A 12,380-nucleotide genomic window follows, 5' to 3' on the forward strand; every position below is an offset into this window, starting at 1 on the left:
CTCACACCCCCGCCAGCTGCAAGGGCAGCTCCCGCAGGCGCTGCCCGGTCAGGGCAAACACCGCGTTGGCCACCGCTGGCGCCATGGGTGGCACACCGGCTTCGCCGATACCACCGGGTTTGTCGCTGCTGGGCACGATATGCACTTCGACCAGCGGCATTTCGTTGAGTCGCAGCACCCGATAGTCGTGATAGTTGGATTGCACCACCTGCCCGTCCTTGAGTGTCAGCTTGCTGTGCAAGGCGAAGCTGAGGCCAAAGGTAATACACGACTCCATCTGCGCGGCGATGCTCTGCGGGTTGACCGCAATGCCGCAATCCACCGCGCACACCACCCGGTGCACGCGGATGGCGAGGTTGTCCTGGGACACCTCGGCCACCTGGGCCACGTAGCTGCCGAACGACTCATGCACCGCCACACCCAGGGCATGGCCGTCCGGCAGTGGCGCCTTCCAGTTGGCCTTCTGCACCGCGAGGTTCAGCACACCGAGATGGCGCGGATGGTCCTTGAGCAAGGTGCGCCGATATTCCACCGGATCCTTGCCGGCCGCCGTGGCCAGTTCATCGATCAGCGACTCCATGACAAACGCGGTGTGGGTGTGCCCCACCGAACGCAGCCACAACACGCTGATGCCGGTCTGCGGTGAATGCAGTTCAATCTGGTGATTGGCCAACCCTTCGAGGTAGGGGCTGTCCGCCACGCCTTCGACGGAGGTCTTGTCGATCCCGTCCTTGACCATGCTCGCTTCAAGCGAGGTCCCGGCCATGATCGACTGCCCGACCATCACATGCTTCCAGGCCAGTGGCAGGCCGTCAGCGCCGAGCCCGATACGCGCATGGTGCAGGAACGCCGAGCGGTAATAGCCGCCGCGGATGTCGTCCTCCCGCGCCCACACGGTTTTCACCGGTGCACCGGCAGCCTTGGCGACATACACCGCTTCGCTGACGAAATCCGACGTCGGATTGGCCCGACGCCCAAAGCCGCCACCGAGAAACTCGGTATGGATCACCACCTGTTCGGGTTTGAGCCCGGTGATTTTCCCGGCGACCATTTGGTCCAGGGTCTGGAACTGGGTGCCGGTCCAGATTTCGCATTTGTCCTTGGTGATGCTCACCGTGCAGTTCAGTGGCTCCATCGGCGCGTGGGCCAGATAAGGCACACTGTATTCAACGTCGATCTTCTTGGCCGCTTTCGCCAGCGCAGCCTGGGTATCCCCCGCCTGGCCTGCGTTCAGGCCCTGGGTGGTGGCGAGTTTGCGGAAGTTCTCCAGCAACGCCTGGCTGTCGAGCCCAGCGTTCGGCCCCGGATTCCACTCGATTTTCAGCGCATCGCGCCCCAGCTTCGCCGCCCAAAAATGATCGGCAATCACCGCGATGCCGGTCGGCACTTGCACCACTTTGTGCACACCCGGAATCGCCAGCGCTTCGGCGCCTTCAAAGGATTTGACGCTACCGCCGAAGGTGGGCGAACGGGCGACCATCGCAGTCATCAGCCCGTCAAACTGCACGTCCATGCCGAACTTCGCCCGGCCGGTGATTTTTTCCGGAGTGTCCAGACGTTGGGTGGGTTTGCCGATCAGCTTCCAGTCCTTTGCGTCCTTGAGTTTGATCGAGGCCGGGTCTGGCCGTGGCAATTGCCCAGCCTCATCGGCCAGTTCGCCGTAGGTGGCACGGTGCTCACCGGCCATGACCACCCCCGATTCGGTATGAATCTCGGACGGCGCGACGTTGAAACGCTTGGCCGCTGCGTCGATCAACATCAAACGCGCCGCCGCGCCGGCCTGGCGATAGCGGTCGAACTCCATCCAGGTCGAGGTCGAGCCGCCGGTGATTTGCATCCCGCCAAAACCAGGCAGGCCGTAATCGGCGGCCGAAGCCGGTGCATGCTCGACGCGGATTTTCGTCCAGTCGGCGTCCAGTTCTTCGGCGATCAGCATGGTCAGGCCGGTCCAGATGCCCTGGCCCATTTCCGAGTGCCCCAGCAATACGGTGACACTGTTGTCGTTGCCAATACGCAGGAAGGCATTGGGCGCAAACACGTTGCCCTGGTTTTCCGCGCCCATGGCGAAACGGTGGGCACCGGGCATGGCAAACGCGACCACCAGCCCGCCGCCCAGCATGGCACTGCCCTTGAGAAAACCACGACGCGATAACGCGTTGATGCTGTTCATGGCGCAAGCTCCCTTCAACCCGGCCTCAACCCAGCTCGGCGGCGCGCTTGACCGCCGCGCGGATCCTCGGGTAAGTGCCGCAACGGCAGATGTTCCCGGACAGCGCCTGATCGATGTCGCTGTCGGTCGGTTTCGGAATTTTCGCCAGCAATGCGGCCGCCGACATGATCTGCCCGGACTGACAGTAGCCACACTGGACCACGTCAAGTTCCGCCCAGGCCTGTTGGACCGGGTGCGAACCATCCGCGGAAAGGCCTTCGATGGTGAGAATTTTTTGCCCATGGGCCACGGCCGTGGCCGGTGTGATGCACGAACGCAGCGGTGCGCCATCGACGTGCACGGTGCAGGCCCCGCATTGGGCGATGCCGCAGCCGAATTTGGTGCCGGTGAGGTGGGCGACATCGCGCAAGACCCAGAGCAGCGGCATGTCGGCGGGGACATCCAGCTCCTGATCCTGGCCATTGATGTTCAGGGTCAGCATGGCGCGGTTCCTCAGACTCAGGGTGATCTGAAGGGGCGTCGCTGCGGCCTTGTAAAACCTGCGCGCGCCTCGGGTTACCCTTCAGCTAAGCGCAATTTTGCCGGCAGGCCGAGGCGCATCGACCACCGGTCACCTGTAGGAGCGAGCTTGCTCGCGAAAAACGTCAGTACAACGCGGTCATTCAGACAGGGCGCGTTATCGTTGACGTCCGTCGCGAGCAAGCTTCGCTCCTACACCCTGGGCTTGAACAAAATACCGGTGTAACGCGACAGAAACAGCCCGAATGCCATACACCAAAGCAGCGCCGACATTCCCAATCCCCACCCGGAAAACGGCACCAGCAACACCCGTGACACACCCGCCACCAGCACCAGGGCAAATCCCACAACGATTACTTTCGAGGGCAGCAACGGCCGCCCGGTGTGCCCCAGGCTGACCCGCGCGATCATCGCCAGAACCAACCCGCCGATGCCGCCGACGGCCAGCGAATGGGTGGCCAGGCTTTGCTGCGGCATCCAGCCCAGGTGCCACAGCGCCATGGCCAGCGCCGCCACCGCGAGCCAGGTGTAAGCCAGGTACAGCGACCACAGCAGCGGCACGCGCCACAGACCGCGATCATGCCAGCGCCACAATCGCAGCAGATGCAGACCGCTGATCAACGCAAACAACAGCGCCAGCCACACACGTGGGACGTCATTCAAACCGGCGGCAAAAGACACCGCCGCCAGCATCGCGCTGATCAGCAACACCTTGCCCGGCAACGGATGAGCCGCGGGCGTTGCGGGACGGTTCAAGCCGCGCTGGATGAAGAACGGAATCACCCGCCCGCCGATCACGCTCATCAGCGCGCCCACCAGCCACAAAGCGGCCAGCACGCCATGCCGCTGCAGATTCACGTCTTCATTGAAAATACCCAGCAACGTCAGCGCCTGACAGCCTGCCAACAACGTGACCATCAGTAAAACCGGATAGTTTTCCCGCTTGCCGGCGGCGATCAAATCCCGTCCCAGCACACACGCCAGCAGCGGCAGAAAGGGCACTTGCAAGGCCAGCAACAGGATGGCGGGCATCGGCATCAACCAGGCCAGCCGAGCGATCAGCCATACCAGCACCAGCCCGATCAGCGGCCACCCATTGAGCCCTGGCCGGCCGGTCCAGTTGGGTACCGCCGTCAACAGAAACCCGGCAATGATGGCCGCGGTAAAACCGAATGGCATTTCATGGCGATGCCAGGCGAGCATGCCACCCATTGGTTGTGCGCCGGGGAGTCGACCGTACAACCACAACGCCCAGACCGCCACCGCGATGGCCGCGAACCCGGCACCCGCCAGAAAAAACGGGCGAAAGCCGAGGGAGAAAACAGGTGCAGCAGCGATTCCACGCATCACGCCACCACCCTGGCCGGAGTTTGGCTCAGCCCGTACTGCGACAGCAGCCGCATGACATAGCCGATTTTCAGCAGGGTCGGGCCGAGGATGGTCATGGCGTGCATCGACACCAGGGCGCCAATCGACAGGTGGCCTGCGTAGAGATAGGCGCCGTAGACTCCGGCGAAAAACATGACCAGGCCAACGCCGAGTACACGACTGGAGAGATGCAGAACGTTTTGAGGGTTGCTGAAGAAATGGGACATTTTCCGTACGCCTGTAGCCGCTCAGTTGTACGTTTGATGCTTCATGTTCCGTGCCAGCTCATGAGCCCTTGTAAACCGGCACCTCCAGATCAACGAAGTCAATTTGACTCAACCCCGACATTGTCCTTATGACAACATCAAGAGTCATTACGACAACAACGTCCTCCAGACACGATTCAATCAACCTAAAAGCAAACCAATATCATTTGCACAGACATGGGCCATTTGCTTTAATCGCGATCAATTCTTATTTACACAAGGACGCGAACCGCCCATGGACATGCGCTCACGATGACGGTTGCCGATTCCTCCTGCGTCCAGACCCTCTACGCCACGCATCACCGCTGGTTGCACGCGCTGCTGCGCCGGCGTCTGAACAACGCGTTTGATGCTGCCGACCTGGCCCATGACACCTTCATCCGTGTGCTCAAGCGCCCTCAGGTGTTCGACGGCGAAACCCACGAACGTTCGTATCTGGCGACCATCGCCCGAGGCTTGTGTATCGATCACTGGCGTCGTCGGCAACTTGAACAGGCCTGGCTGGACACCCTCGCGGCGCAGCCCCAAGCCGTTCACCCTTCGCCAGAGCAGCGGGCGATCATCGTCGAAACCCTGTATGAAGTGGACGCCATGTTGCAACGCTTGCCCCAACGGGTACGTGATGCGTTCTTGTTGGCCCAGTTGCAGGGGTTGCCCTACCGCGCCATCGCCGAAGAAATCGGCGTGTGTGAGCGCATGGTGAAGAAGTACCTGGCCCAGGCATTGATGCATTGCGCCATGCTCGAAGCAGAACTCGATGGCCTGCTGATTCAATGACACAGACCGCATCGAACGCCATCAGCCATGCCAGTCTCGAACAAGCTGCGCAATGGTATGTCCAACTCAACGACCAACAGGCCGGGGAACAAGACCGCCAGCACTGGCAAGCCTGGCTGACGCAAAGTAGCGAGCATCAGGCTGCCTGGCATTATGTCGAGCGGGTTGGCCAGCGCTTTGCCGCCTTGCAGAACGATCATCCGCAAGCGGTCAGCCATGTACTGCGCAACACCGAACGTGCCGCCATCAGTCGCCGCCACACCGTGAAGGGTCTGCTGGTTCTGGTGTCGGGAGGTTTGCTGGGGTGGAGTGCCTGGGAGGAAACCGCCCAGGCGCCTACCCTGGTTCGCTGGCGCGCCGACCTCTCCACCGGCACCGGCGAAACCCGCGAAACCCGGCTCAGCGATGGCAGCCAGATCTGGCTCAATGCGTTGAGCGCGCTGAATGTTCGGTTCGACAGCACACAACGACTGCTGCTGTTGCGGCTTGGGGAGGTGTTGATCGACACCGCCAAAGACAGCCACCGCCCGCTGCTGGTGCACACCGCCCAGGGCCGGATGCGCGCGCTGGGCACGCACTTCAGTGTGCGCCAGGAGGATCGGCGGACAGTGCTCAACGTCTACGAAGGCGCCGTCGAAGTCCGGACTGCCCAAGGCCAGGTTCAGGTGGTGGAAACGGGACGCCAAGTGGCATTCAGCGAAAACCACATTCCGACACCGACCGCCGCCACGGCGACTCGTGAAGCCTGGCGCCGTGGCCTGTTGCTGGCAGACAACCTGCCGTTGGGCCAATTGCTCCAGGAGCTGAGCCAATACCGTCACGGGCATCTGGGCTGCGACCCGGCGGTGGCCGGGCTGCCGGTCATGGGTTCGTTCCCGCTCAAGGACACCGATCAGGCTTTGCGCCTGCTGGAAGCGGCATTGCCGGTACGGGTGCAGAAGCCGCTGGACTGGTGGGTCAACGTCGGCCCAAAAGCCTGATGAAGATTTTTTCTGTCGCGCCGGTTCCCTTTTGCCTTTTTCGTCCGGTTAACCCTTCAAGCACCTCGATTGCCGATTGATCCGACTCCCGGGAACCCCATGCCGCGCGCCACCGTTACCCGCACCCGCTTCGCCTTGCATCCGCTGATGCTGGCTCTGGCGGTTGTCTTGCCGGGCCTGGACGTGTCGCGAACTCAAGCCGCCCCCCTCGTCAACAGCGAACAACCCGGCAGCCAGGCACGCCATTACACCATCGCTGCCGGATCGCTGGTGAGCGTCCTCAACCGCTTTGCCGAACAGGCCGGGATTTTTCTCGCCGGACACAATGACCTCGCGGCCGGCAAACGCAGCCCTGGTCTTGACGGTGTCTACAGCCAGCAGCAAGCGTTGCAACGACTGCTGCAAGGCAGTGGCCTGCAAGCGCAACGCCAGGGCACCGGCAGCTACGTGCTGCAAGCCACAGCCGTGACACAAGAGGCACTGGAACTGGGTGCGACGAACATTTCCGGGCAGGCACCCGGGACGATCAGCGAAGACTCCCGCGCCTACACCGTCGGCTCGACGTCTTCAGCCACTGGTCTGCCGCTGTCCCTGCGCGAAACGCCGCAATCGGTCACGGTCATCACCCGCCAACTCATGGACGACCAGGGGGCCACCAGCATCGTCGATGTCCTGCGCCGCACTCCTGGCATCAGCGTGCAAAACTACGACAGCGAACGCTGGGAATTTTCCAGTCGTGGCTTGCCGATCACCAATTTCCAGTACGACGGCGTCAATACCGACTACGACGGTGTCTACGACTACGGCACCTCGAGCACCGACATGGCACCCTATGACCGCGTTGAGATCATCAAAGGCGCGACCGGCCTGATGACCGGGGCGGGGGATCCCTCGGCAACCGTCAATCTGATTCGCAAGCGCCCGACCCCGGCATTCAAAGCCTCGGTCACCGGCACCGTCGGCTCATGGGACAACTATCGCAGCGAAGGCGATGTTTCCGGCCCGCTGAGCGCCAGCGCAAATGTCCGCGGGCGTCTGGTCGGGGTCCACCAGGACCGCAGCGCCTACACCGATCACTACCGCAGCACCAAGGACATCGCCTACGGCATTGTCGAAGCCGACTTGACCCCGGACACCCTTGTCACCGTCGGTATCGACCAGCAAGACACCCGTTCCCGGGGCGCCAGCTGGACCGGTTTCCCGATGTACTACAGCGACGGCTCGCGCACCGATTTCTCCCGGTCCTTCAACCCGGCCACCGACTGGAGCCGTCGCGACTTCACCAACCAGACGGTGTTCGCCTCCGTGCAGCAGCAACTGGTCAACGATTGGGCACTCAAGGTCAGTTACGACCGCAAACACCGCCAGCACGATACCTTCCTCGCCTCCGCCAGTGGCGGCAACCCGGACCCGGTCAGCGGTAACGGCATGTTCATGTACATGGGCAAGTTCGAGGGCGATCAGGTTCAGGACAACATCGACGTCAACCTGACCGGTCCATTCACCCTATGGGGTGGCGATCACGAACTGATCGTCGGTTTCATGTCAATGAACACGCGCCAGGACATCCCGGTGTACGGTTCGGTGTACCCGCCAGTGGACGGCAGCATCTTCGACTGGCGCGGCGAGTTTGCGAAACCCGGGATCCCACGGGTGGGCACCAACGACATTGTCCAGCGCCAGACCGGTGCCTACCTGGCTACCCGGCTCAAGCCCGTCGATGACCTGGCGCTGATCCTCGGCACGCGTGTCAGCGACTTCTCGGGGCACGACGACCTGGATTACAGCGACCCGCACACCGCCGACCTGCGCGACAGCTATCGCCAGAGCGGTGTCGTCACGCCTTATGCCGGGCTTGTCTATGATTTCGACGACACCTGGTCGGTGTACACCAGCTACACCAGCATCTATCAGCCGCAAATGAGCAAGGACGCCAACCGGCGACTGCTCGATCCGGTACAAGGCAAAAGTCTTGAAGCGGGCATCAAGGCTGAATACTTCGACGGGCGCCTGAACGCCAGGTTCGCCCTGTACCGCATCGAACAGGACAACATCGCCGAGTATGTCAGCGGCGTTGATACCGAGTCGGTGTACCGCGCCGTCCAGGGTGCCACCACCAAAGGCTTCGAGATCGAACTGGCCGGCGAGTTGCGGGACGGCTGGAACCTGTCGGCCGGCTACACCTATAACCACACCCGCGATGCCAAGGGTGATTACGTCTACGGTTCGGTGCTGCAAACCACTGCACCGGAACAGGTGGTGCGAGTATTCAGCACCTACCGCCTGCCTGGACCCTGGGACAGGCTCACCGTCGGTGCAGGCGTGAACTGGCAAAGCGAATTCTTTGGCAATGTGTTCCGTCCCGACCCCGCCGATACGGTGAACTTCGGTCAGTACACGACGATCACCCAGCCCGGTTACGCCCTGGTGGACGCGATGGCGCGCTATCGCTTCAACGAGCACCTGAGCACCACACTGAACGTGAAGAACCTGTTCGATAAAACCTACTACACCGGGCTTGGCAACTTTGGCACCGGGTTTTATGGCGAACCGCGCGCCGTACAACTGACCACCCGATGGGCGTTCTGATCGTGGCCTGAAACGGGTGTTTGGCGATCTACGGTACTGCCGAACGAACTCAGGCTGGCTACGCTGTAATCCAGCATGCATAACCTGCCGAGGAGTGCCCGCCATGCAACGTGTTCAAAAACTGACGCCCTGCCTGTGGTTCGACAATCAGGCCGAAGAGGCGGCAAAGTTCTATTGCTCGATCTTCGACCATTCGAAAATCACCGCCATCACCCATTACGGCCACGCCGGATTCGAATTCCACGGCCGGCCCGAAGGTTCGGTCATGACCGTCAGCTTCGAACTCGACGGGCAGAGCTTCACCGGTCTCAACGGCGGGCCGATGTTCACGTTCAGTGAAGCGGTTTCGTTTCAGGTCAATTGCCAGACCCAGGAAGAAGTCGACCATTACTGGGGCCGCCTGTCGGCCGGCGGCGCGCCCGAGGCCCAGCAATGCGGCTGGCTCAAGGACAAGTTCGGGCTGTCATGGCAGATCGTCCCCGTTGCGATGATGGACATGATCAAAGACCCGGACACGAAAAAATCCCAACGAGCCATGCAGGCGATGATGCAGATGAAAAAACTCGATATCGCCGAACTGCAACGAGCCTTTGACGGCGAGAGCTAATACACTCGGGCACTGACCTGCCGAGGAGCGAGCATGAAGCACGCCGTTGCCAAGAACGCCGACAAGGCCCCGCGCTTCTGGCGCGATGATGCCCTGCCTTTCATCGAAGCCCGCTCCATCGCCGACGGGCGCGAAGTCTGCTACACACGGCATGCCCACGAGCACTTTTCCATCGGAGCGATCACCGCCGGGCGCAGCACCTATCTCCATGAGCAGTCGGCGTTCGAGGTCAGCGTCGGCACTGTCGTGCTGATGAACCCCGGTGACGTCCACGCCTGCAACCCGATCGAAGACCAACCCTGGTCGTACCTGATGCTGTACGTCGATACGCCGTGGCTGACCGATTTGCAGCATCAGCTCGGGTTCTGCGATGACGCGGCGTTTCGCCGCTTTTCAGTGACCCATACCCGGGACGCCAACCTGTTTGCCGGCCTCGCTGGCTTGTATGAGGTACTGGTCGATCCACAGCAAGACGTGCTGCGCAAACACAGCGTGGCCGTGGAGTTCTTTACCGAGGTTCAGCTCCGGTTCAACCCGGTCGATCAGCCGCTGCGCGAACCCAATTTCAAGCTGGAGCGTGCTGCCGATTACATCCGCGACCACTGCACGCAAACCCTCAAGCTCGAAGACATATGCGAGGCGGCGCAACTGTCACCGTCCTACCTGATCCGCGCCTTCAAACAGCATTACGGCATGACGCCCCACGCGTTCCTGGTGAACCGGCGCATCCAGTTCGCCCAGGATCAATTGCGCAGCGGCAAGCTGATTGCGGACGTGGCACTGGAAGCGGGGTTCGCCGATCAGGCGCATTTTCAACGGGCATTCAAACAGCACCTGGCAGCGACACCGGGGCAGTATCGGGGCTGAGGCAACACAAAGAGGCTCTTGAGCCTGACTCTCCCCTGTGGCGAGGGGGCTTGCCCCCGTTGGGCTGCGAAGCGGCCCCCGACGTTCTTTCAGACATACATTGCATGCAGGATTTACGACGGCTGCGCCGCCGAACGGGGGCAAGCCCCCTCGCCACAAAACCTGCAGTGACTGCCGTTACGGCAGCAACAGGTACACCGCGCTCACCACCAGCAGCAACGCCATGGTGCGATTGAACAGGCGCATGCCGGCCGGGTTGTGCAAAAAGCCGCGCAGAAACGTCCCGGCATAAGCCCAGCAACCGACCGACGCATAGCAGATCACCAGGTAGATCGCGGCGAATTGCCAAACCAGGCGTGCCTCGCCATCGGCGACAAACGCGCCCATGCCGGCCACGCAGGCCAGCCAGGCTTTCGGGTTGAGCCATTGCATGATGGCGCCATACAGCATCGACGGCGCCTGCGCCGATTCGCTGGTTTGCACCTGCCCATTGTCGGCCGCCAGCTTGAAGGCCATGTACAACAGAAACGCCACGCCTGCCCATTGCACCCCCTGCGTCAGTGCCGGCCATCGTTGCAACAACTCATGCAGCCCCAACCCCATCAGCACCAACAGCAAAACAAACCCCAGGGTGGCCCCGGCCACGTGACGCTGGCTGGCCCGGAAGCCAAACCGCGCGCCGGAACTCAACGCCACAATGTTGACCGGCCCCGGCGTGATGGACGCGACCAGCGCAAACGCTGCCATGGACATCATCAGACTCATTGCACACCTTCTTCCATCGAGTTGAACAAGGCCCTCAAGGTAAAGAGCCCACCGGCTCGCGTATTGAAGAAAACTACCCTTCCCGGCCTCGCTACGAGTAATAGCTGACGATGCTTTTCACTTTGCTCAAGGCAGTGCGCAACGAGTCCATGTCCACCGAACCCAACGCCAGGCGTATCGCGTGCGGCACGTGGGCCGAAATCGCAAAAGGCTCGGCCGGCGACACCGACACCTGCTCGCGCATCAGTGCCATGGCGATCTGGTCGGCCCGGGCGTCCTCCGCCAACGGCAGCCAGATGAAGTAGGAATTGGGGTGACTGATGGTCCTGAGCCCTGCCAGCATCTCGCGGGCCAGGGCTTGCCGGGTCCGGGCGTCTGCACGTTTTTGCGATTCCAGTTGGCTGACGGTGCCATCGTCGAGCCAGGCCGTGGCGATGGCGGTCACAACGCCGGGAGTGTTCCAGGTGGTCGCCATGATCGTGCGCTCGAAGGCGGCGACCCATTGCGCCGGTGCGGCGATGAAGCCAACGCGCAGCCCGGTGGCGACATTCTTCGACAGACCGGACACGTACACCGTCCTCTCCGGCGCCAGCTCGGCCAACGGTGGCGGTACGTTTTCAGCCAGGAACGCGTAGGCGGCGTCCTCGATGATCGTCAGGTCATGCCGGCGCGCAATCGCCACCAACTGCTCGCGCTGATCCAGGTCCATCACCCAGCCCAAAGGGTTGTGCAGGGTCGGCATCGAGTACAGCGCCCGTACCAATCGGCTGCGACAGAGTTTTTCCAGGGCAGGCAGATCAGGCCCGGTATCCGTGACCGGAATGGGCAAGACTTCCAGATGCAGGGTTTCGGCCAGCGTCTTGAAACCGGGATAGGTCAGCGCATCGGCGGCGATCACATCACCAGGCTTGAGCAGCGACATCATCGCCACCGCCAGGCCATGCTGGGCGCCGCTGACGATCAACACCTGTTCAGCCGGCACGTTCAGCCCCCGATCAAGCAGATGGCGCGCGACCGAGGCCCGCTCGTGCAGGCGTCCCGCGTGAGGCTGATAGCGCAGGAGGGATTCAAGGTCCCCGGATAACGCCAGTTGACGCAAGGCAGTGCGCAACAGGTCGGCCTGACCGGGCAATGACGGGTAGTTGAAATTCAGGTCGATCATCCCCGCCGCCACCACGTGCTGCGAGATGCCCTGCCCCGGCGGCAGCGAGGTCTCCCTGACAAAGGTCCCGCGTCCGGTTTCGCCGCTGACCAGGCCCATACCCTCCAGCTCGGCATACACCCGGCTGGCGGTGACCAGCGCCAGACCGTGCTCGGTTGCCAGTTGCCGGTGAGTCGGCAGGCGCGTGCCGGGCGGCAGATGCCCGGAGCGGATGTCGGCGGCAAAGGCATCTACCAGGGTCTTGTAGCGGGATCGAGGCATGTCGAGATGTATCCATGACAATTTTTTGATTGTATCGATAGTCACTCAT

General features: G+C 62.1%; 11 protein-coding genes. 5 read left to right on the forward strand and 6 right to left on the reverse strand.

The features are described 5' to 3' along the window. Position 1 precedes the first annotated feature (1 nt). The 4 genes from J4D25_RS02315 to J4D25_RS02330 all read right to left on the reverse strand — a co-directional run bounded on the left by J4D25_RS02315 (position 2) and on the right by J4D25_RS02330 (position 4,284). On the reverse strand, positions 2–2,170 hold the full coding sequence (locus J4D25_RS02315; protein ID WP_057715044.1) for a xanthine dehydrogenase family protein molybdopterin-binding subunit: 2,169 nt from the start codon (positions 2,168–2,170) through the stop codon (positions 2–4). A 25-nt stretch (positions 2,171–2,195) separates the two neighbouring features. Next, entirely contained in the window at positions 2,196–2,651 is a 456-nt protein-coding gene (locus J4D25_RS02320) for a (2Fe-2S)-binding protein (protein WP_057715045.1), read from the reverse strand. A gap of 230 nt (positions 2,652–2,881) precedes the next feature. Then, complete coding sequence (locus J4D25_RS02325; protein WP_057715046.1) at positions 2,882–4,036, reverse strand: NnrS family protein; 1,155 nt, start codon at positions 4,034–4,036, stop codon at positions 2,882–2,884. After that, positions 4,036–4,284 (reverse strand): hypothetical protein, encoded by a 249-nt coding sequence (locus J4D25_RS02330; protein WP_057715047.1) that lies wholly within the window; start codon positions 4,282–4,284, stop codon positions 4,036–4,038. The genes J4D25_RS02325 and J4D25_RS02330 overlap by 1 nt, the downstream gene beginning before the upstream one ends. A 291-nt stretch (positions 4,285–4,575) precedes the next feature. On the opposite strand from J4D25_RS02330, the gene J4D25_RS02335 reads away from it, so the two are divergent. The 5 genes from J4D25_RS02335 to J4D25_RS02355 all read left to right on the forward strand — a co-directional run bounded on the left by J4D25_RS02335 (position 4,576) and on the right by J4D25_RS02355 (position 10,143). Next, the gene (locus J4D25_RS02335) at positions 4,576–5,100 is read left to right on the forward strand and encodes a sigma-70 family RNA polymerase sigma factor (RefSeq protein ID WP_057715048.1); all 525 of its coding nucleotides are present in this window, start codon (positions 4,576–4,578) and stop codon (positions 5,098–5,100) included. Beyond that, a complete protein-coding gene (locus J4D25_RS02340) occupies positions 5,097–6,080 on the forward strand; it encodes a FecR domain-containing protein (RefSeq protein WP_057715049.1) in 984 nt (327 codons plus the stop codon). The genes J4D25_RS02335 and J4D25_RS02340 overlap by 4 nt, the downstream gene beginning before the upstream one ends. Before the next feature lie 99 nt (positions 6,081–6,179). Next, positions 6,180–8,669: a TonB-dependent siderophore receptor gene (locus J4D25_RS02345; RefSeq protein ID WP_057715050.1), complete on the forward strand. Its 2,490-nt coding sequence runs from the start codon at positions 6,180–6,182 to the stop codon at positions 8,667–8,669. Between the two features lie 103 nt (positions 8,670–8,772). Next, positions 8,773–9,276, forward strand: coding sequence for a VOC family protein (locus J4D25_RS02350; RefSeq protein WP_057715051.1), 504 nt, complete (start codon positions 8,773–8,775; stop codon positions 9,274–9,276). 33 nt (positions 9,277–9,309) lie between these two features. Further along, positions 9,310–10,143 (forward strand): AraC family transcriptional regulator, encoded by an 834-nt coding sequence (locus J4D25_RS02355; protein ID WP_057715052.1) that lies wholly within the window; start codon positions 9,310–9,312, stop codon positions 10,141–10,143. A gap of 177 nt (positions 10,144–10,320) precedes the next feature. Here J4D25_RS02355 and J4D25_RS02360 read toward each other — a convergent pair whose 3' ends face one another. Next, entirely contained in the window at positions 10,321–10,908 is a 588-nt protein-coding gene (locus tag J4D25_RS02360) for a LysE family translocator (RefSeq protein WP_057715053.1), read from the reverse strand. Between the two features lie 91 nt (positions 10,909–10,999). After that, entirely contained in the window at positions 11,000–12,331 is a 1,332-nt protein-coding gene (locus J4D25_RS02365; protein ID WP_057715054.1) for a PLP-dependent aminotransferase family protein, read from the reverse strand. Positions 12,332–12,380: the final 49 nt, after the last annotated feature.

Origin of the sequence: Pseudomonas sp. GW456-L13 (assembly GCF_017350115.1) — a bacterium.
Taxonomy (GTDB): domain Bacteria; phylum Pseudomonadota; class Gammaproteobacteria; order Pseudomonadales; family Pseudomonadaceae; genus Aquipseudomonas; species Aquipseudomonas jessenii.

What these genes read in the sequence shown, in the direction of transcription:
- J4D25_RS02315 (WP_057715044.1), bottom strand. Translation starts at nt 2,170, where the DNA reads ATGAACAGCATCAACGCGTTATCGCGTCGTGGTTTTCTCAAGGGCAGT.
- J4D25_RS02320 (WP_057715045.1), bottom strand. Translation starts at nt 2,651, where the DNA reads ATGCTGACCCTGAACATCAATGGCCAGGATCAGGAGCTGGATGTCCCC.
- J4D25_RS02325 (WP_057715046.1), bottom strand. Translation starts at nt 4,036, where the DNA reads ATGCGTGGAATCGCTGCTGCACCTGTTTTCTCCCTCGGCTTTCGCCCG.
- J4D25_RS02330 (WP_057715047.1), bottom strand. Translation starts at nt 4,284, where the DNA reads ATGTCCCATTTCTTCAGCAACCCTCAAAACGTTCTGCATCTCTCCAGT.
- J4D25_RS02335 (WP_057715048.1), top strand. Translation starts at nt 4,576, where the DNA reads ATGACGGTTGCCGATTCCTCCTGCGTCCAGACCCTCTACGCCACGCAT.
- J4D25_RS02340 (WP_057715049.1), top strand. Translation starts at nt 5,097, where the DNA reads ATGACACAGACCGCATCGAACGCCATCAGCCATGCCAGTCTCGAACAA.
- J4D25_RS02345 (WP_057715050.1), top strand. Translation starts at nt 6,180, where the DNA reads ATGCCGCGCGCCACCGTTACCCGCACCCGCTTCGCCTTGCATCCGCTG.
- J4D25_RS02350 (WP_057715051.1), top strand. Translation starts at nt 8,773, where the DNA reads ATGCAACGTGTTCAAAAACTGACGCCCTGCCTGTGGTTCGACAATCAG.
- J4D25_RS02355 (WP_057715052.1), top strand. Translation starts at nt 9,310, where the DNA reads ATGAAGCACGCCGTTGCCAAGAACGCCGACAAGGCCCCGCGCTTCTGG.
- J4D25_RS02360 (WP_057715053.1), bottom strand. Translation starts at nt 10,908, where the DNA reads ATGAGTCTGATGATGTCCATGGCAGCGTTTGCGCTGGTCGCGTCCATC.
- J4D25_RS02365 (WP_057715054.1), bottom strand. Translation starts at nt 12,331, where the DNA reads ATGCCTCGATCCCGCTACAAGACCCTGGTAGATGCCTTTGCCGCCGAC.